The 24,892-nt window shown below is 35.4% G+C and carries 24 protein-coding genes; 9 read left to right on the top strand and 15 right to left on the bottom strand.

Going from position 1 to position 24,892, the window contains the following annotated elements:
* Positions 1–78 precede the first annotated feature (78 nt).
* Positions 79–1,386: a Fe-S cluster assembly protein SufD gene (sufD, locus tag EG359_RS15250; RefSeq protein WP_076353415.1), complete on the top strand. Its 1,308-nt coding sequence runs from the start codon at positions 79–81 to the stop codon at positions 1,384–1,386.
* A 69-nt stretch (positions 1,387–1,455) separates the two neighbouring features.
* On the opposite strand, the gene EG359_RS15245 is transcribed toward sufD, so the two are convergent.
* Positions 1,456–2,379, bottom strand: coding sequence for a DUF3078 domain-containing protein (locus EG359_RS15245; protein WP_076353005.1), 924 nt, complete (start codon positions 2,377–2,379; stop codon positions 1,456–1,458).
* A gap of 223 nt (positions 2,380–2,602) precedes the next feature.
* Positions 2,603–3,529, bottom strand: a complete 927-nt coding sequence (locus tag EG359_RS15240) for a DUF3078 domain-containing protein (RefSeq protein ID WP_076353004.1) — start codon at positions 3,527–3,529, stop codon at positions 2,603–2,605.
* A gap of 249 nt (positions 3,530–3,778) precedes the next feature.
* Here EG359_RS15240 and EG359_RS15235 point away from each other — a divergent pair, with 249 nt between their 5' ends.
* The 4 genes from EG359_RS15235 to EG359_RS15220 all read left to right on the top strand — a co-directional run bounded on the left by EG359_RS15235 (position 3,779) and on the right by EG359_RS15220 (position 7,739).
* On the top strand, positions 3,779–4,546 hold the full coding sequence (locus tag EG359_RS15235; RefSeq protein WP_076353003.1) for a rhomboid family intramembrane serine protease: 768 nt from the start codon (positions 3,779–3,781) through the stop codon (positions 4,544–4,546).
* A 33-nt stretch (positions 4,547–4,579) separates the two neighbouring features.
* On the top strand, positions 4,580–5,689 hold the full coding sequence (gene dprA / locus EG359_RS15230) for a DNA-processing protein DprA (protein WP_076353002.1): 1,110 nt from the start codon (positions 4,580–4,582) through the stop codon (positions 5,687–5,689).
* 190 nt (positions 5,690–5,879) lie between these two features.
* Positions 5,880–7,238, top strand: coding sequence for an NADP-specific glutamate dehydrogenase (gene gdhA / locus EG359_RS15225; RefSeq protein WP_076353001.1), 1,359 nt, complete (start codon positions 5,880–5,882; stop codon positions 7,236–7,238).
* A gap of 132 nt (positions 7,239–7,370) precedes the next feature.
* Positions 7,371–7,739 (top strand): iron chaperone, encoded by a 369-nt coding sequence (locus EG359_RS15220; RefSeq protein ID WP_076353000.1) that lies wholly within the window; start codon positions 7,371–7,373, stop codon positions 7,737–7,739.
* A 44-nt stretch (positions 7,740–7,783) separates the two neighbouring features.
* Here the strand turns inward: EG359_RS15220 and EG359_RS15215 are convergent, their stop codons facing one another.
* The 3 genes from EG359_RS15215 to EG359_RS15205 all read right to left on the bottom strand — a co-directional run bounded on the left by EG359_RS15215 (position 7,784) and on the right by EG359_RS15205 (position 9,731).
* Positions 7,784–8,092 carry a hypothetical protein gene (locus EG359_RS15215; RefSeq protein ID WP_076352999.1) on the bottom strand — a complete coding sequence of 103 codons (309 nt, stop codon included), beginning with the start codon at positions 8,090–8,092 and terminating at the stop codon, positions 7,784–7,786.
* Positions 8,093–8,270: 178 nt separating this feature from the next.
* Complete coding sequence (locus EG359_RS15210; protein ID WP_076352998.1) at positions 8,271–8,759, bottom strand: YkgJ family cysteine cluster protein; 489 nt, start codon at positions 8,757–8,759, stop codon at positions 8,271–8,273.
* A complete protein-coding gene (locus EG359_RS15205) occupies positions 8,760–9,731 on the bottom strand; it encodes an ion channel (protein ID WP_076352997.1) in 972 nt (323 codons plus the stop codon).
* Between the two features lie 155 nt (positions 9,732–9,886).
* Between EG359_RS15205 and EG359_RS15200 the strand changes: the two genes are divergently transcribed.
* Together EG359_RS15200 and EG359_RS15195 are read left to right on the top strand one after the other, a co-directional pair.
* Positions 9,887–10,267: a group III truncated hemoglobin gene (locus EG359_RS15200; protein ID WP_076352996.1), complete on the top strand. Its 381-nt coding sequence runs from the start codon at positions 9,887–9,889 to the stop codon at positions 10,265–10,267.
* A gap of 379 nt (positions 10,268–10,646) precedes the next feature.
* The gene (locus tag EG359_RS15195) at positions 10,647–11,060 is read left to right on the top strand and encodes a fascin domain-containing protein (RefSeq protein ID WP_076352995.1); all 414 of its coding nucleotides are present in this window, start codon (positions 10,647–10,649) and stop codon (positions 11,058–11,060) included.
* Positions 11,061–11,204: 144 nt separating this feature from the next.
* Here the strand turns inward: EG359_RS15195 and EG359_RS15190 are convergent, their stop codons facing one another.
* From EG359_RS15190 to hflX, 9 genes are all read right to left on the bottom strand, one after another.
* Positions 11,205–12,275, bottom strand: coding sequence for a calcium:proton antiporter (locus tag EG359_RS15190; protein WP_076352994.1), 1,071 nt, complete (start codon positions 12,273–12,275; stop codon positions 11,205–11,207).
* Positions 12,276–12,341: 66 nt separating this feature from the next.
* Positions 12,342–12,680 (bottom strand): DUF6122 family protein, encoded by a 339-nt coding sequence (locus tag EG359_RS15185; RefSeq protein ID WP_076352993.1) that lies wholly within the window; start codon positions 12,678–12,680, stop codon positions 12,342–12,344.
* Positions 12,681–12,708: 28 nt separating this feature from the next.
* Complete coding sequence (locus EG359_RS15180) at positions 12,709–13,944, bottom strand: hypothetical protein (RefSeq protein ID WP_076352992.1); 1,236 nt, start codon at positions 13,942–13,944, stop codon at positions 12,709–12,711.
* Positions 13,945–15,903, bottom strand: coding sequence for a hypothetical protein (locus tag EG359_RS15175; protein ID WP_228434979.1), 1,959 nt, complete (start codon positions 15,901–15,903; stop codon positions 13,945–13,947).
* A gap of 95 nt (positions 15,904–15,998) precedes the next feature.
* On the bottom strand, positions 15,999–16,667 hold the full coding sequence (locus tag EG359_RS15170; RefSeq protein WP_076352990.1) for a hypothetical protein: 669 nt from the start codon (positions 16,665–16,667) through the stop codon (positions 15,999–16,001).
* Positions 16,668–16,798: 131 nt separating this feature from the next.
* Positions 16,799–17,518 carry a DNA alkylation repair protein gene (locus EG359_RS15165; protein ID WP_076352989.1) on the bottom strand — a complete coding sequence of 240 codons (720 nt, stop codon included), beginning with the start codon at positions 17,516–17,518 and terminating at the stop codon, positions 16,799–16,801.
* A 34-nt stretch (positions 17,519–17,552) separates the two neighbouring features.
* On the bottom strand, positions 17,553–18,839 hold the full coding sequence (locus EG359_RS15160; RefSeq protein WP_076352988.1) for a cation:proton antiporter: 1,287 nt from the start codon (positions 18,837–18,839) through the stop codon (positions 17,553–17,555).
* Positions 18,840–18,866: 27 nt separating this feature from the next.
* Positions 18,867–19,496 carry a DUF4919 domain-containing protein gene (locus tag EG359_RS15155; protein WP_076352987.1) on the bottom strand — a complete coding sequence of 210 codons (630 nt, stop codon included), beginning with the start codon at positions 19,494–19,496 and terminating at the stop codon, positions 18,867–18,869.
* Positions 19,496–20,722, bottom strand: coding sequence for a GTPase HflX (hflX, locus tag EG359_RS15150; protein WP_076352986.1), 1,227 nt, complete (start codon positions 20,720–20,722; stop codon positions 19,496–19,498). Before hflX ends, EG359_RS15155 begins: the two co-directional genes overlap by 1 nt.
* 194 nt (positions 20,723–20,916) lie before the next feature.
* Between hflX and EG359_RS15145 the strand changes: the two genes are divergently transcribed.
* A complete protein-coding gene (locus EG359_RS15145) occupies positions 20,917–21,624 on the top strand; it encodes a LytR/AlgR family response regulator transcription factor (protein ID WP_076352985.1) in 708 nt (235 codons plus the stop codon).
* A 537-nt stretch (positions 21,625–22,161) separates the two neighbouring features.
* Here EG359_RS15145 and EG359_RS15135 read toward each other — a convergent pair.
* Positions 22,162–22,596: an META domain-containing protein gene (locus EG359_RS15135; RefSeq protein WP_076353413.1), complete on the bottom strand. Its 435-nt coding sequence runs from the start codon at positions 22,594–22,596 to the stop codon at positions 22,162–22,164.
* 86 nt (positions 22,597–22,682) lie between these two features.
* Between EG359_RS15135 and EG359_RS15130 the strand changes: the two genes are divergently transcribed.
* The gene (locus tag EG359_RS15130; protein ID WP_076352984.1) at positions 22,683–24,887 is read left to right on the top strand and encodes a S46 family peptidase; all 2,205 of its coding nucleotides are present in this window, start codon (positions 22,683–22,685) and stop codon (positions 24,885–24,887) included.
* The last annotated feature ends 5 nt before the right edge of the window (positions 24,888–24,892 follow it).

Raw genomic sequence — 24,892 nt, 5'->3', positions numbered from 1 at the left:
GATTCCTTGTTCCTTGGAATGACAATATTTTAGTTCAAATAAAAAGAAAAAATGGTGCAAACCACAGATATACCAGTAATGGCATTAAAAGAACAAATTATAGAAAACCATAATGAGTTTTTGGAGAGTCTTCGTCACAGATTTCTGGATGATGATAGAAAAACTGCTCTTCAAAAGTTTGAGAAACTTGGTTTTCCGACAAAGAAAGACGAAGAATATAAATATACCAATCTAAAGGAGATCACGGAAAAAAATTATAATTTCTTTCCGAATGAGCACCATAACATCACCAAGGAGCAGTTCGATCAATTGCATCTGGGTGAGGAAAATTTCGATTGGATTGTTTTTGTAAACGGTAAGCTTCACAAAGAGCTTTCAAAGGTTTCTATTGAAAATGTAGAGTTCCTTTCATTCAATTATGCATTGAATGATGATAAGCATAAAGAGGTTTTTGAAAAATATTTCAATACAATTGCTTCCAAAGAACAAGCTTTCACTAATTTAAACCTTGCATACTGCAAATATGGTTTCTTCTTGAAAGTTCCTAAAAATGTGGTGATTGAAAAACCAATCCATGTTTTCTATATTTCTCAAAACCAAGAGGAAAATACATTCTACAACACGAGAAATTTATTGATCGTAGAAGATGGGGCAAAAGTAGAAGTGATTGAAAGCCACCATAACTTTGACAGTACTTATGTATTGACAAACTCGGTGACCGAGATCTTCGCTTATCCTAACGCAAAGGCTGATTGGCATAAGCTTCAGAATGATAACAATACATCATACCTTATCGACAGTACTTTTGCAAGACAGGAGAAAGACAGCTTAGCCACTGTAAATACTTTCTCTTTCGGAGGTAAACTGGTAAGAAACAACCTGGATTTCATTCATAATGGATCAAATATCAATTCATTCATGAATGGTATTACTATTATTGGAAAAGATCAGTTGGTTGATCATCATACAGCAGTTCACCACAACTTCCCGAACTGTGAAAGTTATCAAAACTATAAAGGAATCTTTGACGGAAATGCACATGGTGTATTCAACGGAAAGGTTTTTGTTGATAAAATAGCTCAAAAAACGAATGCATATCAGCAGAATAACAACGTTTTACTAAGTGAGGGAGCAAGCATTGATACCAAACCTCAATTGGAGATTTTTGCTGATGATGTGAAGTGTTCTCATGGGTGTACCGTAGGTCAGCTGAATGAAGATGCCTTGTTCTATCTTAGAGCTAGAGGAATCTCAAAGAAAAAAGCTCAGGCATTACTTTTATATGCATTTGCCAATGACGCGATGCAGAATATCGATATTGAGCCTTTAAAAGAGAAAATTTCAAAGCTATTGGCTGAGAAATTAGAAGTAGATATAGAGTTTTAAAAATTATATATATTGATACACAAAAGCACTTCAAAATGAAGTGCTTTTTTATTGTTATGATATTGACATTTATTTCTTAAACCAACTTTGGTTATCCTTATTATCTGAACGTTTCTTTCCATTATCAATGTTATAAGCCAAACCTACTCCTAGAGTTTGTTTCAACTGTGTTTTCCAGATCTGGTTGTGGTCATACAATAAGTCCAGAGTTACATTCGTAGAAATGTATTTATTGATCTTCATGCTTAAAACTCCGCTATATCCAAGAACCAATCTATCAGGATGATCCAGATAGTTTGAGAAGACAGAAGCGGTATTAAGTAGGCTGATATTCTCCATGATTTTCAACTTATACATCGCGGTTCCCAAGAAACCGAACTGGAAAAGAGAAGAATCACCATCATTTTTAAGGCCATAAGTACCCGCTTTCTGAAGATCCTTATCCAAAACAAAAGTCCATCTAGCATTTGCAGGACGCATAGTCACTGTAAAATTATCATTTGGACGATAGGTAACCCCTAGCCCTACATTTAGGTAACCTGGGGCCATAAAGTTTGAAATTTTCTTTGCATCAGGATTATTACCATCTTCATACCCTGGAGCAAACTGGGTTTGAAAACCTACTCCTCCAGAGAGATACCAGTTTTTAGCAAACTCTCTACCATAGTTTGTAGAAAGATTAATTACATCCTGCGTTTTTCTTACTCCTGTTCCTTGTGTATTGTTTTGTCCGTACCCTAGAATAATGATATTTTCCCAAAGATCCTTATTTTTTTCATAAGTCAGGTTATAATTAACACCGGCAAGCCATCCTACGTTGTTGGCTCCACCTCCTACCCAATTGGAAAAAGCCGCCTGATTAAGCATTAATGTGTTTTGTCCTTGAATAGACCAAGCTTTAACGGTATCTGTTGCGGGAGCATCCGTTTTAGTCTCTTGAGCCATTGCAAAAGCTCCAAAAGAAATAGAAGCGATCAATAAAACTTTTTTCATAATTAACGATTTCCTACAAATGTATAAATAATAATTTATGCCTGATTAAAATTCACTTTAAAATGAATTTAATAATAGAAAAATATTCTTTATAACACAATGAAATTTAGCATTTTAAAAAGCGTGATTTTAAACTCCAAACTTAAACCAACTTAAAATAAAAATAAAAAGCACCCCATAACTGAAGCACTTTTTAATTAAAATATAGTATTTGTAACCTTATTTATTTTTTTATCCACCATTGGCTGTCTTTCCGCTCAGATCGCTTTACCCCATTGTCCAAAGTATAAGCAAAACCAATTCCTAATGTTTGCTTTAGCTGGGTTTTTGCGATCTGATTATGATCATACAAAAGATCCAAAGTAATATTAGAAGAAATATACTTATTCACTTTTAAATTCAAAAGAGCTCCATAAGCCAGCGCCAATCTATCCGGACGATCCAGATAATTGGAAAAGACCGAAGCCGTATTTGTCAAATAAATATCTTCCATTATTTTCAGCTTATATATGGCTGTTCCCAAGAAACCGAACTGCAATAATGAAGAATCCCCGTCATTTTTCAAACCATAACTTCCGGCAAATTGAAGTTCTTTATCCATTACAAAAGTCCACCTGGCATTGGTAGGACGCAAAGTCACCGTCAGATCATCATTAGGCCTATAAGTGATACCCATACCGACGTTAACGTAACCAGGCGCCATAAAGTTCGAAATTTTCTTTGCTTCGGGATTATTTCCATCTTCATATCCTGCGGCAAACTGAGACTGTAAACCCGCACCTAAGGATAAATACCAGCTTTTGGAAAACTTTCGCCCATAGTTGGTAGAAACATTAATAACGTCCTGGGTTTTTCTTATTCCTTGCCCTTTGGTATCATTCTGGCCGTATCCAAGAATAATAATGTTCTCCCAAAGATCATTATCTTTTTCATAGGTGATATTATAATTGATACCGGCAAGCCAACCAACGTTATTGGCTCCCCCTCCTACCCAATTTGAAAAGGCAGCCTGATTAATCATCAAGGTATTTTTTCCTAATACTGACCAGTATTTTACCGTGTCTGCTTTCACGGAATCCTTTTTTAATTCTTCCTGCGCACTGGCATAAATCCCCACAAAAGAGGAAAGAATAAGTAAAAACTTCTTCATTACTCTAAATAATTTTCAATGCAAAAATATTAATATAATTTTTTTTAAAGGTAAATTTAGCCTTAAAGTATCTAATTTCATTAAAGTTTAATCCCTTAGCAACAAGATACTTCAATAAAATTGATGCCAAATAATAGACGTAAAAGTTAAAATTGATACCTTTTGTCTTAAAATCAGAGAGGTAGCAACCTATTCATCGACAAATTTTCCGAAATTTATCCTTGGCTTTTGATTTGACGTACAACCCTCATGTTTAAAAATGTAATCTCCAAAAAAGCAATTATATACCCCTTGCTGATGCTTTCTGCAATGTGGTTCGGATATTTTTTACAAATGCAGGGCTTTTTTGGAAGTTGCTTCGGAGCCATCATTCCATTGGTCCCTGAAGGGCTGCTTGGGATATTTACTTCGCCATTATTACATGGAAATATCGATCATATTATTGGGAACTCCATTCCAATCGCTGCATTGATGTTTTTGCTGTACCAATTTTATCCAATGGTGGCTAACAAGGTTTTTATTACAGGATGGATTGCAACAGGATTTTTGGTGTGGCTTCTTCCTCCTATTGACATCATGACCGGCGAGTATATGTATACCTGTACCATTGGAGCCAGCGGCGTAGTCTATGTTCTTGCTTTCTTCCTCTTTTTTAGTGGGGTATTCAAGTGGAATACAAAGCTTCTTACCATTTCAATGCTGGTTGTACTATATTATGGCAGTTTGGTTTGGGGAATGCTTCCTGAGGAGCTTTTCTATAATATGCAGGAGCCAAGTAAAATTTCATGGCAGGCTCACCTTTCCGGAGCATTAGTGGGAAGCATTATTGCCTTTATTTTTAAGAATGTAGGTGAAAAAAAGAAAAGATTCATTTGGGAATTCCCTAATTATTATAGTGAAAAAGACGATAAATTGTGGCAGGAATACAAGGAAAACCATCCCGATGATTTTCTGGAATTACCCTATAAAAAAAGAGACGATATTTGGGATCATTTGGATGAATTAAGAAGAAAATAAAACTTAATTTACTACATTTGATAAAAAACACACATGATTTCCGAAGAATATTTTTACGCAATTGCCCTACGCGAATGCAGCCATATTGGCGACATCAATTTCCACAAACTTATCCGAAATTTTGGAAGTGCTCAGGAAGCATGGAAAAGAGGTAAGAAAGAGTATAAAAAATTGGATGGAATGGGACTTAAGACTGTTTCTGACATTGGAAATGAAGAACATCTGAAGTTTGCAGAAAGAGAGCTTGAGTTTTGCGAAAGGAATGCTATTCAGATTAAGCTAAGACACCTGGGAGAAGCCCCCACTCTCCTTAATGAATGTATGGATGCACCGGCTATTCTATATCAAAAAGGAAACATCAACGACTCACTTCAAAAACTAAGTATTGTAGGCACCCGAAACATGACAACTTATGGCCAACAATTTATTGAGGATTTTTTCGGGGCAACCCAATCTGCAGCATATGCATCTGTGAGCGGTTTAGCTTTAGGGATAGACAAGGAAGTTCATGAACAATCTATTCGTCACCAAAAGCCAACCATAGCCGTTCTCGCCCATGGATTTCAGTTTTTATACCCGGCAAAAAACAGAAAACTTTCTGAAAAAATAGTACAGGAAGGAGGGGCTTTATTAACAGAATTCAATTCATCAAGAAAGCCGGATCGGGAAAACTTTATTCAGAGAAACAGAATTGTGGCTGGAATTTCCTCATCCACTATAGTTGTAGAGACTGGTTTTGGAGGAGGATCTGTGAGTACAGCAGCCTTTGCCAATGATTATAACAGAGATGTTTTTGCTCTTCCTGGGAAAATTACAGACGTCTGCAGCCAGGGCTGTAATCAATTGATTTTCCACAATAAAGCAACCGCTATTTCAACCGTAAAAGATCTCATCAATATGCTTGGCCTGAACAATCCTCAGGAAAAAATTGAAGAGTTGTTTCCCTATAGCGAGACTTTAATACAATTAACTGAAAATCAAAAATTTATTTATCAAAGTATTAAAGAGAATCCGCAGATTTCTTTGGATGATTTGGGACAGAAAATCGATATTCCTTCTCATAAAATTTTACCAATAATTTTAGAATTGGAACTTTTGGGGAAAGTAAAATCATTTTCCGGGAGACAATTTATTGCAAATTAAGAATTAATGATTTCTTAATATTGCATTATTTCATACATAACATTTCATTTTTAATAAAATTTGATCATTAATTATCAATTTAATAATATTCCGAAACATTATTATTTAATTTTTAACAATGTTGAAATAGAGTGTTGTGAATCTTGAAAAAAAAATTAAATTTGTTGACAATAATATTCAACCTTAATATATGGAACAATATAATATTGACCAGAAAATCCAAGAGTTTATTGCAAAAATTGAAGCAAAAAATCCTAATGAACCGGAATTCTTACAGGCTGTAAAAGAAGTTGCCGTAACTGTAATTCCATTCATTGCTACGAGAAAAGAATATACAGGAATGAAGCTGCTTGAAAGAATGGCTGAAGCTGAAAGAATTATTATTTTCAGAGTTCCATGGGTTGATGATAAAGGAGAGATTCAGGTTAACAGAGGCTTCAGAATTCAAATGAACTCTGCTATTGGTCCATACAAAGGAGGAATCCGTTTCCATCCTACGGTAAACTTATCAGTTCTTAAGTTCTTAGCTTTCGAACAAGTGTTTAAAAACTCTTTAACTACTCTTCCAATGGGTGGTGGTAAAGGAGGTTCAGATTTCGATCCACAAGGAAAATCTGACATGGAAGTAATGCGTTTCTGCCAGGCTTTCATGACAGAATTATGTAAGCACATTGGTCCTGAAACAGACGTCCCTGCAGGAGATATTGGTGTAGGAGCTAGAGAAATCGGATATTTATTTGGACAGTACAAGAAAATCAGAAATGAATTTACCGGAGTTCTTACAGGAAAAGGTCTTGCTTACGGAGGTTCATTAATCCGTCCTGAAGCTACAGGATACGGAGTGGTATACTTCGCTGAGCAAATGCTTAAAACAATTGGAGAGAACTTCCAAGGGAAAATAGTAACTGTATCAGGTTTCGGAAACGTAGCTTGGGGAGTTATCAAAAAGGCAACTGAGCTTGGAGCAAAAGTAGTAACTCTTTCTGGTCCTGATGGATACATCTATGATAAAGATGGTATCAGCGGAGAAAAGATTGATTATTTATTAGAGCTTAGAGCTTCTGGAAACAACAGAGCTGAGGACTATGCTAAAAAATATCCATCTGCTGAATTCCACGCTGGAAAACGTCCTTGGGAAGTAAAATGTGATGTAGCATTCCCATCTGCGACTCAAAACGAATTAGATTTAGATAATGCAAGAAAATTAGTTGAAAACGGATGTGTTTGTGTAACTGAAGCAGCTAACATGCCTTCTACACTAGACGCTATTAACTATTTCTTAGACAATAAAGTATTATTCTCTCCTGGTAAGGCTTCCAATGCTGGAGGTGTTGCAACATCAGGTTTAGAGATGACGCAAAACTCTATCCGTCTTAACTGGACTTCTGAAGAGGTAGATGCAAGATTAAAGGAGATCATGATCGGTATCCACAAAGCTTGTAGAGACTACGGAAAAGACGAAGACGGCTATGTAAACTACGTAAAAGGTGCAAATATTGCAGGCTTCGTAAAAGTAGCAGAAGCAATGTTGGCTCAAGGAGTTGTGTAACATGAAAAAACAAAGGTTGGGAAAAACTCCCGACCTTTTTTGATATAGCCTGTTCCCGGGATAATGGGAAAAAAGTAAAAAGTGAAAGGAGAAAGTGCTGCTATATGCAGCACTTTTTTTATTTTTATAATAATGAAAAATACCTTTAAAGATATTGACGAATACATCCTTATGTTCCCGATAGATGTTCAGGAAAAGCTTCTTGAGCTAAGAAGGTCCATTCACTCTCGGGTATCGGACCTTGAGGAATATATTGGATATCAAATGCCTGCTTTCAAATATATGGGTAAACCTCTGGTTTATTTTGCAGGGTATAAAAAACACATCGGATTCTATCCCGGCGCTGAGGGAATCAGAAATTTTGAAAAGGATTTTAAGGAAAGAAACTACAAATTTTCTAAGGGAGCTGTACAGTTTCCTATCAATGAAAATATTCCTTTGGATTTGGTTAATAGAATTGTAGACTTCAAAAAGGAAGAAATCGGGCAAAAAAAATCCTGAAATACAAGATTTCAGGATTCCGACTAGAGTTTACTAAAGTACGATCACTTTTTCTTTTTAGATTTCTTTTCTTGTTTTGTAGCTTCTGCAGGTGTAGTTGGTTCCGTTGCTGTTCCCGTGCTTGTAGTTGCTTCAGCTACCGGACTTGCTGTGGAGGATCCCGTTGTTGTACTTTGTCCACTTGTTGTAGAAGACGTATTCCATTCTGTTGTGGCTTCAGCTTTTTGAGGTGGATTTTGGGTTGTTGTTTGGGTATTAGTCGTGGTTTCAGTAGGCTTCTTCGTGTCTGTTTGGGCTGATACTGCGATTACTCCGACTAATGTAAATGCCGCCGTTAAAATTAACTTTTTCATAATGTAATATTTAAATGATTGTTTAAAGTAAACGAGCCATCATTTATAAAATTATGTGTAAGTATTTTATTTAACGGACTTTATAATTATTTAAGAGGATTTTGCAAAACAATATTGAGTCCCGAATTTTACTACTAAGTGTAAAAACATATCCTATCAACACACCATTAATAAGCCTTTATTTGGCTATATTCTTCATCATTTTCTCTACAAATACAAAGGCCGCCGGACAGATTACCGTATTCTTCAGCATCAAATGATTGATCTGATAAATTTTTTTACGATCTGTATGCGGATATTCTCTGCAGGCCTTTGGTCTTACTTCATAGATAGAACAGGTATTGTCATTATTGAGGAAAAAACAGGGAAGGTTCTGCAATACTTTGTCATCATCTTCATCTACCCTTAAAAACTTAGCTTCAAAATCAGCGGACTTCATACGAAGATGCTTGGAGATACGTTCAATATCCTTTTCTGTATAAAGAGGTCCTGTTGTTTTACAGCAATTCGCACACTGTAAACAGTCTATTTCTTCAAAAACTTCATCATGGGTTTCCTGCACAACATAATCAAGATTTTTGGGTGGTTTTTTCTTTAATCCATCCAAAAACTTTTTATGTTCTTTCTGCTTTTGTAAAGCCTGCTTTTTATAAAAATCTAAATTCATTTATTCTTTATTTCCTGCCTGAACAGGAAGTTCTGCTTTCTGATGTTCATTGATCTTATCCAAATCTAAAATGGTGGCAAGATTACCTTTATTAGGATAATACATCGGGACAAATTTTGCACCATAAACAATCTCACCTGTAACATAGGATGATCTTTGAACTACCGTATTTGAAAAAACTTCATCAAATGCACGTATCTGTACAATAATTTCAATATCAATATTATTAAAATCATTCTCTGAAAACCCATAAAACGGGGAATTTTCATCAATTTTATGAACAACGGTCCAATTCAGAGCTAAGGTGTTTATTTTGCTTAAATGAGTATCCAGTCTGTAAAAATTACTCTTGGGAACATCATTTTCAATCACTTCAATAGCCGTAGATACAATGACATCGGCGTCCGTAAGTGCATTATTTTTATAAGGAGCTAATCTGAACATTAAAGCGGTAGAATCCTGAAAAGGGGCTACCACTGCTATATCAGAAAATCTTAAATAAGCCCTTGGTCTTGAAAATCTCCCATAGAAAAGTCCCGTTGCAATGGCAAAGGTAAGCAATCCTAGAAAAGCTTCAAAAGTAGCTACCAAACTCGCCATAAAACCAACCGGAGCAATTCTTCCATAGCCAACTGTAGTAAAGGTCTGTGAGCTGAAAAAGAACACATCAATAAACTCATTCAGTGGATCACTCTTGTCTATTCCTGTAAGATGCTCTACCCCGATGAGGTAATAGATCATTGCAAATACAAGATTAATGAGGATATAAGCAACGACCAGATAAGAAATAAAGCGAAATGACGACAAATTCAGCATGGTATGGTACCAGCTCAACCTGTTGAAAACATTTACGCCTGTTCTCTTCACATTTGGAAGCCCATCCTTATTGATGAATCTCCCTGAGGCATTGCTTCCAAACCCACTGTTCTCAGTATTTTTCTGACGGATTTTTTTTCTGAATCCTCTTGCCATCTTTATATCATTTGTTTTTTAATAGTTTAATCAGAATAGAAAGTTTTATCCTTGACTTTTGCTCTATTCTAAATGCAAAGATAAAATATTGTTTTCATGAATTTTATCAATCGAATCATTACTTATTCAATTTGATTTTGCAGTACATTTGAATCATGAAAAAGCTGGAATCAAGAGAAGACATTGAACATCTTGTCAATTCATTTTATACAAAGGTAATAAAGGATGAAACCATTGGTTTCTTTTTTAATGATGTTGCCAAGGTAGATTGGGACAAACATCTTCCCAAGATGTATTCTTTTTGGGAATCTATTCTTTTTGGCCAGATGAGTTATAAAGGCAACCCTATGGGGGTTCATTTTCCAATCAATGAAATTCAGGCGATGGAGCAAAAGCACTTCGACCGATGGCTGGAACTATGGAGAACCACCATTGAAGAGAATTTTGTAGGTGAAAATGCAGACATGGCGATTTATAAATCTGAAAACATTGCCAAATTGATGGCTTTTAAAATGGAATTAGCCAGAAGACTTTAGCAAAACACATAATATATTTGGAAATACAACAGGTTTTCTATTATAACCTCTGCTACATTCAATACTATCCCCTTTTCAAAAATTATCACTCAAATTTATGCATCTTTTCATCTGAAATTTTTAAAATTTTTTGATCACTAACCCACAGCTTATTTCTAATTAAAAGTTGGAAACGTCCATCAATAATCAAAAAAAATAAAATATTTCACCATTCCGTTACTTTCACAAATAACTGATTTTTAAGTATTTCTACTGATTCGAAAACTATTTTTAATCTCTACCTTTACCTTATCAAAATTATTCAAGACGTCTTAAAACCAAATTTTGATTGCGGTATCCGAAAAGCAATTAGAGTAGGAAACTAAAAAACTCAGAAATCATGGAACTCATTAAAGAAAACGTAAAAACAGCTACAGTAGTATTATTACAAGCTCAAGGAAAAGAAAAAGGAAAATTCTTAAGCCATGGAAATGGAAATGTTTTCCTTCAAAACGGTATTCAGGGATTAGGCGAGGTCTTTATTCTTGAAGAATTATCAAATAATAGAGTCGCACTAAAATGCATTAGCAAAGAGAATGGATTATACTTAAGTCATGCTTTTGATAAATTATGGCTTCAGAAAGGCATTCAGGGAGAAGGAGAAGAATGGGAAATGAAAGTACATAGCCCTAATAAAGTTTCTTTTAACTGCTATGGTAAAGAAGTCGGTAAAACGCTTAGCCATGCATTTGATAAAATGTGGCTGCAAAATGGCTATCAGGGAGAAGGAGAGCTTTGGGAAATTCAAGATTAACAGTAATATACAGTCTATAAAAAAGGGGCTTACAATCAGAACAAAGATTGTAGGTCTTTTTTGTTATTTAACCATCTGAAAAATGTGATAAAGCGTATTAAACAGCATTATTCTTAGAATTTAAATTCTTTGTGAATTCACCTTTTAAGGGACAATCACCGTAAATATATAGGCTGCCAGGTTCACCAATAGAACTGTTCCATAAAGGATATTGGTTTTTCCACGGCTCAAGGAAAGCATTACAATAAATACAGATAAGGAAAGCAAAATTACATCTTTTTTATCCAATCCTAAAACCAAAGGAATATCATACATGATGCAAACGGTAGATACTGCAGGAATGGTAAGCCCAATACTTGCAAGCGCTGACCCTAGTGCCAGATTTAAGCTAGACTGAATCTGATTACTTCTTGCTGCTCTAATGGCTGCAACACCCTCCGGAAGAAGAACTACAGCAGCAATAATAACTCCTACAAGCGATTTTGGTGCTCCCAGACTTCGTACCATATCTTCAATGGTTCCGGATAAACCTTTTGCCATAAGAACTACAATAACCAAGCAAACCACCAAAAAGACAAAGCTTATAAGGGTTTTAGTTAACGTAGGTATATAATGTTCTTCAGGATGTTCGTCAGGAACTATAAAATAGCTTCTGTGGCGCAAGGTCTGTACCATCAGGAAAACACCATAGATTACAAGACAGGCAATGGATATAAAAATAAGCTGGGCTTCATTATAGAAAGGTCCATTGACGCTTGATGTAAAATTAGGAAGGACCAAAGTAAGGATAAGGATTGAAACAATACTCACCAGATAAGTGGTGGCAGAAGTTCTTGCAAAGAACTGTTCATGATATTTAACGCCACCTACCAGAATACAGATTCCTAAAATTCCGTTAAGAATAAGCATAACAGCGGCAAAAACGGTATCTCTTGCCAGCGTGATCGCCTGATCTCCGCCGGCCACCATCAGCGAGATGATAAGCGCAACTTCAATAATGGTGATACAAAGCGCCAAAATAATGGTACCAAATGGTTCCCCTACTTTATGAGCAACTACTTCGGCATGATGCACTGCCGATAAAACGCTTCCAATAAGTAAAATCCCGGCAATAACATCATGAATAACGTCACTTCCCATCAGTCCGGAAAAGTAGTACCCTACAGCAAGGATAGGAAAAATATAGGTATAATGTAAAAGTTCTCTAAGTTTCATAAAGCGACTACAAAATACAAAAAATCTATAACTTTTGAAATATTAAAAGAAAATATTAATAATATTTTAATGAGGCCAGAAATTAAAGTCCTGATAATCTGTGAACATATGAAACAGAAGCCCGATTCCTATAATTCTTATATTTCCTTTAAAGAACAGCAGCAAAAAATACACCGCAATGGCGTAATAAGAATGTAAAAAATGAAAACCTATACTTTCTCTTGACGGATCAAAGATCGGATTGGCAAAAAGATGGTCCAGATCTACCAACATGGTGGCAAGAAGAATAAAATACGCTTTTTTCCAATTTTTACGATAAAAAACCAATGCAATAAAGACAGGAAAAACAAGATGTAAAAAATAATGAGTAAAGGTTTTGAGCAATGCGATATCTGATAGAGCCATTAACGATGATTTTATCCGGTTTTTAAACTTACCATCGTAAAATTAAGGGTAATTCTCCATTTTTTGCTTTTATTTTCATCCAATAATCTTTTGATTTATTAACATACAACACGTAATCGATGTCAGAAATGATCTTTTTCTCGGTGTTACTCAATGTTTTCAAAGAAGAATACAATAAAGTACTATTTCTGATGAGAATGTAATTTTCTTTTTGCGGGGAAGATAGTGATACTGGCTTTCTGGTTGATTTTATAATAATCCCTTTACTATTTCGGCTGATTTCGTTTGGCAAGAAAGGGATTGCTGTGAATTGGTTTTCTTCATTGATCCATTTTTTAGACTGGAAATATTCCCATGTTCTATTGGGATCATCACTTTTGATGTCAATGATGTAATTCGGTTGAGTAATTTTTTGAAAGCTCTTCTTTTCAACTTCATTGAAATTATCATCATATTCATAGCTGATAATGGTGTCATTTATCTGTTCGAGATTTGAGGCGGCCTTTAAGGAAGTAAATTGCGAGGAGTCCGCAATGTTTTTATTGAAAAAACGGGTAAAGTTTCTGATGTTTTCCTTGTCTAGTTCCAGCTCCAGAAATTGATTCCCTTTCTGAATTTTTGAAGCAATGGTATTTAAAAATTGCAGATTTGAATTGTTTTTTATTTCAATTTCATCATCTTTTAGCTCAATAGAAAAATTTTGGATTTTCTGCCCTGAAAGAAAAGAAACACTCCCTGTGGTATTTTGAGTAAACTGATCTGCATTTAAAATATTTTTTGGTGAATCCTGAAAAATCTGCTTGTTTATGGCCCCAAAACCCGAATAGGAAGTCCCTACAATACATTTCTCACCTTCTATACTAAGAAAGACACGATCTTTTTGAAAAACATTCTTCCCTTTATCGGTAAACTTTTGCTGTTTTAAAAATGCAATAAATTTCTGTGAATCCTTAAGTTCTAGGACACTGTACCAATCTGAAACCCCAGTCCCTTTAAGGTGGAAAATTTGTAAAAAATCCGGGATTATGATCCCCGATTCTCTCAAAGAAGCTGAGCTTTTTCCTTTCGTTTTACTCCCCCATTGTGAAGGGGTGGTGATCAGGCTGAAAATATATTGCCTCGTCAGATTCTTTACATCTATTAAAACAACGGCATCAGCATTTTCAGGAATGAACCTGAGCTTCTTATCCTTATAAAAAAGCACAAAATAAGCCGTAACAGCCAGTAACAGAATAAACGAGGCAATAACTTTCTTTTTATTCATCTACAATATCTGTGGTTTTTTTTCCGAATCTTTTATTTTAAAAATCTCATTAAACAGATCAAAGAAATACATCAGACTGTTTTCAGAAGAATTTTTAATGTTATAATTCATTTCTGTTTGTATGCTCTCTCCTTTTACTTCAGTTTTATAATACAGTTCACCTACATTTTTTCTAAACAAATCCAATGTTTTTCTTTCCGAAGGACTTTTAAACTCTTTATCTAAACCAATTAAAAGCTTCTGCAGATCAAGTCTTCCTGATAAAGGATATTTTGAAGAGTCTTTTGCCCATTTTTTAGAAATATCAGATTGAGTTGTAGGAAGAATATTTTCTGTAGAGCTCATTATATATACAATACCGTCTTTTATTGTAAAGAACAATTGGTCAAGGTATCCTGCTGTCTTTTCGTTTTCTTTAAAAGAGTAAAACTCGCCTGTTTTTGTAAATTTTTTAGCCAGCTTTTTATTAGTTATCAATAGATTAAAAATACGTTTCCAGTAGCCTTCATTTTCCGTTGCAAAAGCGAACGTAAAGTTAGGAACCGCTACATCTTTGGTTTTCTTTACTTCCTTTTCATTATAATCCTCATCGTATTCGTAATCCGTATATTCTACTTTTTTGGATTTCAGTTCATTTAAAACGAAGATTCCGTTTCCTGGTGCAATTTTAGCAATAGCTTCTTCATCCAGAACAATTTTCATGGTCTCCATGATTAGTTCCATCTCTTTTTTGTACTTACTGTCACTGTCTCCAGAATCCTGAAGAAGGCTGTACATCAAATCAAAACATTTACCACCACTTACATTAACTGCATAGTAACCAACGCTTTTTTCATTGATGAGTTCCAGCAGCTTTTTATTTTTCTTGCCTTTGTAAATTGAAGCAATATTTTTCTGAATCTCGGTATTCTTGTGCTGATAATTATTGATCAGCTTTACTTTGTCATTATCAAAATACAGGTTATATGCAGAATTTGAGTTGTACATTTTCTGGAAAACCTGTCCAAAATCGTAGCGATTCATCATTTTACCGTAGATTCCGTCATTAACGATTCTTCCATAATCTGTATAAACGAAAACGTCAGAATTCGCATCTCTGAAAGTCAACATTTCTTTAGAGGCTTCCACTTCCAGGTTAGAGCTGAAATATTTGTCAAAATGATCTTCAGCATATTTTTTTACAATCTTGAAGTTTTCTCTGCGAATAGAATCCTGCTCTTTTTGGTAAGCCTTTTCTGATTCGGCATCTTCATACTCCGAGCCATAGCTTTCTTCTCCCTCTTCTTGTTCCGGAGTTAAAACATTCTCTTTTTCTTTAGGATATTTATGATGTTTTTGCAGGTATTTGATGTCTTTCTGAATTCTTGCGATTTCCCGATTGTTATCTTTGATGCTTTCTTTCAGGTATTGAATATCTTCTTTCAGGCTCTTTATTTCGTCTTTATAATCAAACGGTTTTTCCGGCTCATCTGCATAAGCATCTACGGCATCTACTGCTACTGCAACGCTGTCTATAGCTACTACTGCACTGTCTGCAACAGCTTCCGCAGCCCAAAGACCATTATAAGGCTTCGTATAACTTATCATGCTAAGCGCCGCACGGCTCCCATTCCATGCAATAAAAATATCATCATTGATATCTACGTAAGAATAGTTATTTCTCTTTGATACCTCCTGCCCTTTTCTCTTTACAGAATTAATAAACTCCTGAAACTTTTCTTTATTATCAATGATAAAATGCGTGTTGTAGGTCTTAATAGAATCATTAAAACTAGCATAGTGATATTGAACAGCATCATACTTGATTCCTGTTTTGGAATAATCTGACCATGAAAGCTTTTCTTTGCTTTTTTTACTTAATTCATTCAATAAAGGATTTAGTTTGTTCCAGTTGATTTTATTATTAAGCTGTTTCCCATTGACTTCCATATAAAATATAGCGTCATTTGGGACTTTCATACTATTTTGAGCCAAAGCTATGGTAAAGCCAAAGAGTAATAAAAAAATTATTTGTGTTTTTAATACGATAGATTTCATGGTGGAATGTTAGAAATTTATTGGAAAAGAATTGTGTTTTGTAATTGTTTTTTCTGAAGAATTACATCTAAGATATCAGCGTCCATTTTTACTGCTTTTTTATTTGGAGAAAGCATATAAGCGCTATTTGTCTGGGATTTTACCGTGCTTTCGAATTGCATTACGGAAGTATATGTGGCACCATTAAAAACTTCTTTGTCTGCCTTGCTCATCTTGTCGTAATCCGTTTTGAATGTATTCACTTTATTTCTCGTCAACACCTTTTTTTCAAGATTCTGACTGTAGATCTGTGTTGGAATCATTTTACCCAGCATATTCTGGGCCTTCAACTTCTCTAGCCCGGCATTGATATTTTCAATTTTCTTAAAATTACAACTCAGCTTGATGATGTAATTATCAAAATCCACAGAGGTTTTAACATTACTGATTCCTGGTGTTGCTTTGAAAATTTTAGAGGCTTCATTAATTTTATTTTCAATTTCTGACTTTTTAGGAACCTTTTTTCCATTAATGGTTTCCATTTTTGAAATTGAAGCAAGTCTTGTTTTGCTTTTACTCGCATTAAGAATAACAGTATATTCTCCTGTTCCGTCAGCTTTTAGATTAATCTTATCCAGAATATCAAAACAGCTTGTCAGGAATAATAAGGGTAGAAACAGAAGACATAACTTAAGAATATTTTTCATGATTGGGCTTAAGGCAGCAAAATTACTCAATTTCGGTCTTAAACTCTTACAATCTTTGATTTTTTGGACATAAATAGCTGTTTTCAGCTAGTTTTTCAAGAAGTGAAATGATACTACTGGGGCTTTTATTTTTAAATACGCCCTTTTAAATAATCCTGCCTTACTTCTTCATCCAGCTTTTCTATGGCATATCGCAGGCATGTTCTCGGTATTTCCTTATAATATATATTCAGATAACTGATTAGTTCTTTTTCATTTTTGTTTCCCATTTCCCGAAGCAGCCACCCATTTGCTTTATGCATCAGGTCATGGGAATGCTTTAGGTTTCTGGTTACAAATTCCTTGGTAAGGTCATAAGATCCCTTTTTCACGTAATGCATTGTTCCTACCACAGCAATTCTCTTATGCCACATCTCCTCTGCTTCTGAAAGGTCCCTCAAAATGCTTTCTTTCTTATTTTCAAAGGCATATCTTCCTAAAATCTTATAGCAGCTGGAATCTACTAAATCCCAATTGTTAACATATTTAAGGTGATTAAGATAAAATTTTACAACTTCATCTTTTATAGTATTCTCTTTTGTTTTCTCAAACTTCGAGATGAGCATGAAAAGAGCTGTCAGCCTATGTTCATGATATTTTGAAGAAAGCAATTCACTCAATTCTTCTAAATTGAGTCTTGAGTAGTATTCCTTGGCTACGGCTCTCTGATCAGGAACTTTCACTCCCAGAAACAAGTCTCCTTCACCATATTCTCCTTTTCCTGTTTTGAAAAACCTTGGAAAGAATTCTGCTTTTTCAGGTATGGATAAAACGGCTAATGCCTCCTTTATTTCTTTAACAATGCTGCTCATTTTGAATTGTTGTTAATTTTTTACTATCAACACATTAAGCTTTCTCTTCCAGAGCAATGTTTTCCTGCTCCTCCTCTTCCTTGGCAATTTTATTGGGATTTGCCACCTTAGCAATGGTAAGCCCCTGAACAATAATTGAGAATACAACTACACAATAAGTGATACTTAGAATAATTTCACTGTACTCACTCTTAGGAATAGACATTGCCAGTGCTATGGAAACTCCTCCTCGAATTCCTCCCCAAACTAATACTTTCACGGTTTGCGGGCTAAAGCTTCTTCTTAGGGATGTAAACTTCGTAGGTCCCCAGATTGAAATAAACCTTGCAAAAAGAACTACAGCAATAGCCAATACTCCAGGAATCATAAAGTGTTTCAGATCTTTAATCATCAAAAGTTCAAATCCTATAAACAAGAATAACACGGCATTCAGAATTTCGTCAATCAATTCCCAGAATTTAATCAGATAATCTTGGGTCACGGACTTCATTTTGAAACTTCTATTGAAATTCCCCATGAATAATCCCGCTGCTACCATCGTTAATGGTCCAGAAATATGCATCTGTCTTGCAATAAGATAACCACCCATTACAACAGAAAGAGTCACTAATACAGATATAATATAATCATCCACTTCGCGCATAAGCCTTGAGGTAACCCAACCCAGTAAAACCCCTAGTAGAATACCTCCACCAGCTTCTTTAAGTAAAAGCAGTCCAATACTTTCAACACCCAGATCCACTTCTTTTCCTACCGCCAGCTGAAGAACTACTGTAAAGACCACAACTGCCATACCATCATTGAAAAGCGATTCTCCTGCTACTTTTGTTTCCAGAGATTTGGAAACCTTAGCCTGCTTCAGCACACTTAATACCGCCACCGGATCAGTAGGCGAAATCAAAGCTCCAAAAACCAGACAGTAGATAAAAGGCAGATTCACTCCTAAATAAGGCAACAGATAAAACATACCGAAACCTACCACAAAAGTTGAAATGACAACTCCAACGGTGGAAAATATCAGTACGGGTCTGAACTGTTCTTTAAGGTCATTAATGTTAATATGAATTCCTCCTGCAAAGAGAAGAAAGTTCAACATGGCCCCCATCAGAATCTCTGTAAAATCAATACTTTCCATCAGATTATTAAGATGTCCGAATGTTCTTGGAAGTACCGTTTCTCCAAACATAACCAGGAAAATGGAAACCACAATGGCAATCACCATAATTCCGATGGTACTGGGAAGTTTTAAGAATCTGTAATTAAGATAGGCAAATATGGATGCTAGTACGATTAATGCTGAAAATGAATAATATAATTCCACTAAGTATTTTTTAATTAATTTGTAGTTCTAAATATCTAAATAAAGGACCTTAATATAGATTTTCTGCCCCTCCTTTTCCCACACATCAAACATTCCGTCTTTAGATGGTTTTGATCCTCTTGTATAATCCTTTCCTATATTCAGAATATTCAGCAAGATATATTCATCTCCTACAGAATTTACCAGATAGGCCGTCTTTTCAGACTTCCCATCTCCTGAGCTTTTTATTCCATCCGCAAGTGACCGGAACTGGCTTAGGTGGTGCATAAAATTATTTCCATCCTTTACAGAATCGTATGCCCTGAGAAGAATCAGCAGGATATCCAGATTCGTAGGATCTTTATCATACAAAGTCTTTCCCTGCTTGATGCATTCTTCGAAGTTGTTTTGCTTAAAGGCTTCTGCCAGACTTGCGAAAGCCTCGTCTGAAGTAGTTACTTTATCAGTCCTGAAATTTCTTCCGTAATAAAGATATTGAGCTTCTATACTGTCCAGAGACTTTGGATAGCCTTTGTACTTAAAAATAAGTTTCTCATACTTGTACGGAGAATCAGAATTATTGAAACTTTTCTCGATAGCTTTAAAATCCACTTTTGATTTCTGGCTGAACCCAAAAACCGAAAACATCATGAATAAAAGAAAAAAGTAATATTTCATTAATTGTTGTTTTCTTCTTCCTCTTCGTCATCAAAATACTCGAAAAGGAAATCGTTGTAAGGAAATCTTGAAATATGGATTTTCATGACCTCATCATAGATCATCTTTTTCATTTCCGGGAAGTTTTCCTTTGTAAGCGCAGATATGAAAACCGTAGGATACTTGGATTTTGCCATCCATGTTTTTTTCCATTCTTCAAGAGAAATATTTTTCTTTGAACTAGGTGTCAAATCATCTTCATCCTTCTTCTCATAGCTGAAATCATCAATTTTATTGAACACCATGATCATTGGTTTCTGATGGGCGTTGATATCCATTAAAATCTGATTAACAGAAGCGATGTGGTCTTCAAAACTTTCATGGGAAATATCTACCACATGAATCAGAAGATCTGCTTCACGAACCTCATCTAACGTAGATTTAAATGACTCTACCAATTGGGTAGGTAATTTTCTGATAAATCCTACAGTATCGGTAAGCAAAAATGGCAGGTTTCCAATCACCACTTTTCGTACAGTAGTATCAAGCGTTGCAAATAATTTATTTTCGGCAAAAACCTCAGATTTTGAAAGAGAATTCATCAAAGTAGATTTTCCAACATTGGTATACCCTACCAAAGCTGCACGAACAACCTTTCCGCGATTGTTACGCTGAGTGGCCATTTGTTTGTCAATAGTCTTTAATTTATCTTTCAATAAAGTGATTCTGTCACGAATAATACGACGGTCAGTCTCAATTTCCGTTTCCCCGGGACCTCTCATCCCGATCCCCCCTTTTTGACGCTCCAAGTGAGTCCACATTCTGGTCAATCGAGGCAAAAGATACTGATATTGAGCTAATTCTACCTGAGTTCTCGCATAAGAAGTTTGCGCTCGTTGTGCAAAAATGTCAAGAATAAGATTGGTACGATCCAAAATTTTAACTTCCATTTCTCTTTCCAGGTTTTTAAGCTGCGAAGGAGAAAGTTCATCGTCAAAAATTACCGTTCCTATTTCGTTTTCTTTTACGTATTCTTTTATTTCGAGTGCTTTTCCGCTCCCAATAAAGGTTTTGGAATCAGGCTGTGTTAATTTTTGTGTGAAGCGTTTTTCTACAGTTGCTCCAGCAGTGAAAGCCAAAAACTCCAGTTCATCCATGTACTCAACCAGTTTTTCTTCGTCTTGATTTTGAGTAATAATACCCACCAAGACTGCTTTCTCATAATTATGTTCTTTCTTTTCTAACATTAAGTTCTGTCTATGTTTATGATTTTTACAAGATAATATTTTTCAGAAAAAAAACAAAATCAATTTTTATTTAATAACATTTTTTAATATAAATTTAAGGTTAACCCCTATTGTTTTATAAAAAAATAATAACTTTATATAGCAATTTTCTGATTTTTAAACATTTGAATTAAAAAACTAATATCCAGAAGATCATGATTACCCATATTAGATGTATGATTATTGATGATGATGAACTGGACAGACTGGTTCTTCATCACTATATCAAACAGTACGAGAACATAGAAATTGTCGCATCTTTCGATTCGGCTGAAAGGGCAATACCCTATCTTGAACTTCCCATTGACCTTCTCATCACTGAGACCAATTTAAAGGGAATGAGTGGTCTGGAACTCAGAAAACTAGCCCATAAAGTTCCCGCTTGCATCTTCGTAAGCTCACATCCCGAACTGGCAGCCTGCGTTTTTGAAATAGACACCCTTGATTTTATTACAAAACCTTTAACCACGGAACGTTTTCACTATTCCATGCAAAAGCTTTTTGACTTTTTTAAAGTTAAAGAGAAATGTGAATGCTATGATGCCATTCTGGGACAGGACTTCATTAACCTAAAGGAAAGCGGAAATATTTTTCAGGTTAGAAAAACAGACATCCTTTATCTGGAGGCATTAAAGGATTATACCCGAATCATCACCCTTGAAAAAAAACACTGTATTCTGGATTCCTTAGGTAACCTTCTTCATAAAAGCTTTTTTGATTCTTTTGTGAGAATACATAGAAGCTACGCTGTACCCCGCCATCTCATCCGTGGAAAAAATTGCCATGAAATAGAATTGACACACCACATCAAGCTTCCTATCGGCAGAGCCTATAAGGACAATCTCTCTTTCTTTAAGCCTTAACAACCCATTGAACTTCTATAATAATTCACAAATTGTCATTGGTCGATTATTTCTGTCGTTGGTCTATTTTTCTATTATTCGATTATGAATGGGAGTAATTTAGTCTTCCCAAAATCCATATGGAAAATGATTTCCAACTAGTAATTTAAAAACTGTTATTTATGCAAAAATATTATTATTGTTTGGAATCCTGTTTGGTCTCTTTATGGGACTTTGTCAGGCTCCAGAAAAAATGAGCTAACAGGCCGTCGTAAGAAATGGTTCAGGACAGCTACTTCCCAATACAGCAAGTCTTGAAGACATAAAAAAAACCATTCCCAACAGACAGGTAAATCATAATAAAAAATTCTAGGAACACAAATAATACAATGATTGGGTTCCCCAATACAGCAACCCTCAAGGAAATAAAAAAACTATTCCCAAAAACTAGTGACCTCTCAAAAACTAATAACCCAAAAAGCTAATAACCAAACTAGATTTTTCAAACCAAAAAGAAGTCCGCTATACAGCGGACTTTTATATTTCGACCCCGAAACATTAATCCCAATCTGCCGCAACAAACTTCATGGAGTTTCCATTATCATCAGACAGCGTAAGAAAATGCCCCTCAATTGTGTATTTTGTCATGGTTTCCAATTTCTTCTGAAAAGAAGCTTCCAGACTCATATTCTGACAGGCTTTCATTGTGCTTACTCCTTGAGAAATTTTCACTTTTCCGTCTTTTTTAAATTCGAAAGTAAATGACATCCGGTTACATCCCATAAAGGCACTCCCTTGAATTTCACCATTTTCCATCTTGCCTGTTAAATTAACTTCAGCTTTATTGGCAACTAATTCTTCTTTGGAAAATCCGCCGAAAGAAATCATCATCCATTGTCTTTGGAGATAAGGATTTTTATCGGGTACTGCGGAACAATTTAAAGCAAGTCCTAAAAATAAAACTGCAAAAAGGGATAATAGTATCTTTTTCATGCGGATTATCATCCCATTTTCATACCAATCCGGGACAGAATCTCGTAAAAATTAGTAAATTAGCGACACAAAAATTTTTTTATAAAATGAAAAGACTATTTCTACTATTCACTTTCTTATTGGGCTTTGCTCAAATGAGGGCGGATGAGGGGATGTGGCTGCTAATGCTCATCAAAAGACTTAACGGTGTTGATATGCAAAAAGAGGGTCTACACCTAACGCCTGAGGAAATTTATTCAGTAAATAATTCTAGCTTAAAGGATGCTATCGTAAGCTTCGGTGGTTTCTGTACAGGTGAAATTGTTTCTGATAAAGGACTTTTATTCACGAACCACCACTGCGGTTATGGTGCGGTTGCTGCTGCTTCTACTCCAGAGAAAGACTATTTAAAAAATGGTTTCTGGGCAACGAAACAGAAAGACGAATTCAACGCAAAAGATCTTTACGTAAGATTTTTAGTGAGAATGGATGATGCTACTCAAAGAATCACTTCCAAGCTAAACAACAATATGACGGGAGCAGAGAGAAAAGCTGTTATTGATGCTGAAACAAGCGCAATTCAGAAAGAAAACTCTGAGAACGGAAAATACACTGTAGTTGTAAAAGATTTCTTTAATGGAAACGAATTTTATTATTTCGTATACCAAGACTACAAAGACATCAGATTAGTAGGTGCTCCACCTTCCTCTTTAGGAAAATTCGGTGGTGATACTGATAACTGGGAATGGCCAAGACATACTGCAGATTTCACAGTATTCAGAGTATATGCTGACGCTGCAGGAAATCCTGCTGAATATTCTCCGAGCAATACTCCTTTGAAGCCTAAGCACTTCCTGCCGGTTTCTCTTAAAGGAATTAAGCCTGGTGATTTCTCAATGATCTTAGGATATCCTGGAAGAACAAACCGTTACCTGACTTCTTACGGAATTCAGCAAATGGTAAACAAAGACTACCCGGCTTGGGTTGAGGCTTCTAAGACTGCTATGGATGTGATGAAGAAATACATGGATAAGGATAAGGCAACTCAACTTAACTATGCTTCTCAATATGCTTCTGTAGCTAACTATTGGAAAAACAGACAAGGAACAATTGATGCCGTAGAGAAAAACGGAACAATTACTGATAAGAAAAAAATAGAGGAAACGTTCAAAGCGTGGGCAGCAATGCCAGGAAACACTATGTATGATGGTGTTTTAGAAGAAATTGGAGCTTACTACAAGCAAACTTCTGACAGAAATGTTGAAAAAAACTATGCTGCTCAGTTCTCAAGAAATGCAAAGTATACTTCTCTAGCTCTAAATGTAGGTTCTGTGCTTAAGGCTTATGCTGCTCAGGATATGCAGGGAAGATTGGCAATGAAAGCAAAAACAGAAGCTGCTATTAAAGCTGCTTACGAAACTTTCAGCCCATCTTTAGAGGGAGAAATGCTTGCTGCAATGACTAGCCTTTATCAGGCAAGAGTAAACAAAGATGTGGCTTCTGCTACTATTTTAGGTTTAGATGCAAAAACTGTTTCTAACCTTGCTTATTCTTCAATCTTTGCTAATAAGACTTCTGCTACTAACTTTTTATTGAATCCTGATGCATTAAAGCTTGATGCTGATCCACTTTGGAAAGCGGCTAACGGTATTGCGGCAGACCAGAAAATGAGCAATGAAAGATTCGTTAAAGTAGATGATAATTTTGCAAAAAACAGCCGTCTATTCTTAGCTGGTCTAGTAAAAGCTATGCCTGAAAAGAAATTTTACCCGGATGCTAACTCTACTATGAGATTAACTTACGGTACTGTAGATAAACTTCCTATCAGAACTGACAGAAACTACTTCGGAGTTACTGATAACTATTATACTGATATGTCTGGTCTTGTTGGAAAATACAAGAAAGGTGACGAAGAGTTTGATCTTCCTCAAAGAGTGATTGATCTTTACAACCTTAAAGATTTCGGACAGTACGCTGATGCTAAAGGTTATATGCCTGTAAACTTCCTTTCTAACAATGATATTACAGGTGGTAACTCTGGTTCTCCGGTAATTGACGGAGATGGAAACCTTATCGGTATTGCATTTGACGGAAACAGCGAAGCATTAAGCGGAGATATCGTATTCGAGCCTGAATGGCAGAAAACAATCAACGTGGATGTTCGTTTTGTTCTTTGGACAATTGACAAGTATGCGGGTGCAAGAAGATTAGTTGATGAATTAAAGCTTGTAAGAGATGAAAATACTCCGGCTGATACAAAAACTAAAAACTCAGGTACTACAGCAACACCTAAGAAAACAAAGAAAAAATAATCTCA

Origin of the sequence: Chryseobacterium joostei (genome assembly GCF_003815775.1) — a bacterium.
In the GTDB taxonomy this organism is placed as follows: domain Bacteria; phylum Bacteroidota; class Bacteroidia; order Flavobacteriales; family Weeksellaceae; genus Chryseobacterium; species Chryseobacterium joostei.
The sequence above is the reverse complement of the archived record's forward strand: the minus strand, read 5'-3'. Positions and strand labels throughout refer to the sequence as shown.

Excerpts from the sequence above, each read along its gene's own strand:
- sufD (WP_076353415.1), top strand. The coding sequence starts at position 79 with ATGGCATTAAAAGAACAAATTATAGAAAACCATAATGAGTTTTTGGAG.
- EG359_RS15245 (WP_076353005.1), bottom strand. The coding sequence starts at position 2,379 with ATGAAAAAAGTTTTATTGATCGCTTCTATTTCTTTTGGAGCTTTTGCA.
- EG359_RS15240 (WP_076353004.1), bottom strand. The coding sequence starts at position 3,529 with ATGAAGAAGTTTTTACTTATTCTTTCCTCTTTTGTGGGGATTTATGCC.
- EG359_RS15235 (WP_076353003.1), top strand. The coding sequence starts at position 3,779 with ATGTTTAAAAATGTAATCTCCAAAAAAGCAATTATATACCCCTTGCTG.
- dprA (WP_076353002.1), top strand. The coding sequence starts at position 4,580 with ATGATTTCCGAAGAATATTTTTACGCAATTGCCCTACGCGAATGCAGC.
- gdhA (WP_076353001.1), top strand. The coding sequence starts at position 5,880 with ATGGAACAATATAATATTGACCAGAAAATCCAAGAGTTTATTGCAAAA.
- EG359_RS15220 (WP_076353000.1), top strand. The coding sequence starts at position 7,371 with ATGAAAAATACCTTTAAAGATATTGACGAATACATCCTTATGTTCCCG.
- EG359_RS15215 (WP_076352999.1), bottom strand. The coding sequence starts at position 8,092 with ATGAAAAAGTTAATTTTAACGGCGGCATTTACATTAGTCGGAGTAATC.
- EG359_RS15210 (WP_076352998.1), bottom strand. The coding sequence starts at position 8,759 with ATGAATTTAGATTTTTATAAAAAGCAGGCTTTACAAAAGCAGAAAGAA.
- EG359_RS15205 (WP_076352997.1), bottom strand. The coding sequence starts at position 9,731 with ATGGCAAGAGGATTCAGAAAAAAAATCCGTCAGAAAAATACTGAGAAC.
- EG359_RS15200 (WP_076352996.1), top strand. The coding sequence starts at position 9,887 with ATGAAAAAGCTGGAATCAAGAGAAGACATTGAACATCTTGTCAATTCA.
- EG359_RS15195 (WP_076352995.1), top strand. The coding sequence starts at position 10,647 with ATGGAACTCATTAAAGAAAACGTAAAAACAGCTACAGTAGTATTATTA.
- EG359_RS15190 (WP_076352994.1), bottom strand. The coding sequence starts at position 12,275 with ATGAAACTTAGAGAACTTTTACATTATACCTATATTTTTCCTATCCTT.
- EG359_RS15185 (WP_076352993.1), bottom strand. The coding sequence starts at position 12,680 with ATGGCTCTATCAGATATCGCATTGCTCAAAACCTTTACTCATTATTTT.
- EG359_RS15180 (WP_076352992.1), bottom strand. The coding sequence starts at position 13,944 with ATGAATAAAAAGAAAGTTATTGCCTCGTTTATTCTGTTACTGGCTGTT.
- EG359_RS15175 (WP_228434979.1), bottom strand. The coding sequence starts at position 15,903 with ATGAAAGTCCCAAATGACGCTATATTTTATATGGAAGTCAATGGGAAA.
- EG359_RS15170 (WP_076352990.1), bottom strand. The coding sequence starts at position 16,667 with ATGAAAAATATTCTTAAGTTATGTCTTCTGTTTCTACCCTTATTATTC.
- EG359_RS15165 (WP_076352989.1), bottom strand. The coding sequence starts at position 17,518 with ATGAGCAGCATTGTTAAAGAAATAAAGGAGGCATTAGCCGTTTTATCC.
- EG359_RS15155 (WP_076352987.1), bottom strand. The coding sequence starts at position 19,496 with ATGAAATATTACTTTTTTCTTTTATTCATGATGTTTTCGGTTTTTGGG.
- hflX (WP_076352986.1), bottom strand. The coding sequence starts at position 20,722 with ATGTTAGAAAAGAAAGAACATAATTATGAGAAAGCAGTCTTGGTGGGT.
- EG359_RS15145 (WP_076352985.1), top strand. The coding sequence starts at position 20,917 with ATGATTACCCATATTAGATGTATGATTATTGATGATGATGAACTGGAC.
- EG359_RS15135 (WP_076353413.1), bottom strand. The coding sequence starts at position 22,596 with ATGAAAAAGATACTATTATCCCTTTTTGCAGTTTTATTTTTAGGACTT.
- EG359_RS15130 (WP_076352984.1), top strand. The coding sequence starts at position 22,683 with ATGAAAAGACTATTTCTACTATTCACTTTCTTATTGGGCTTTGCTCAA.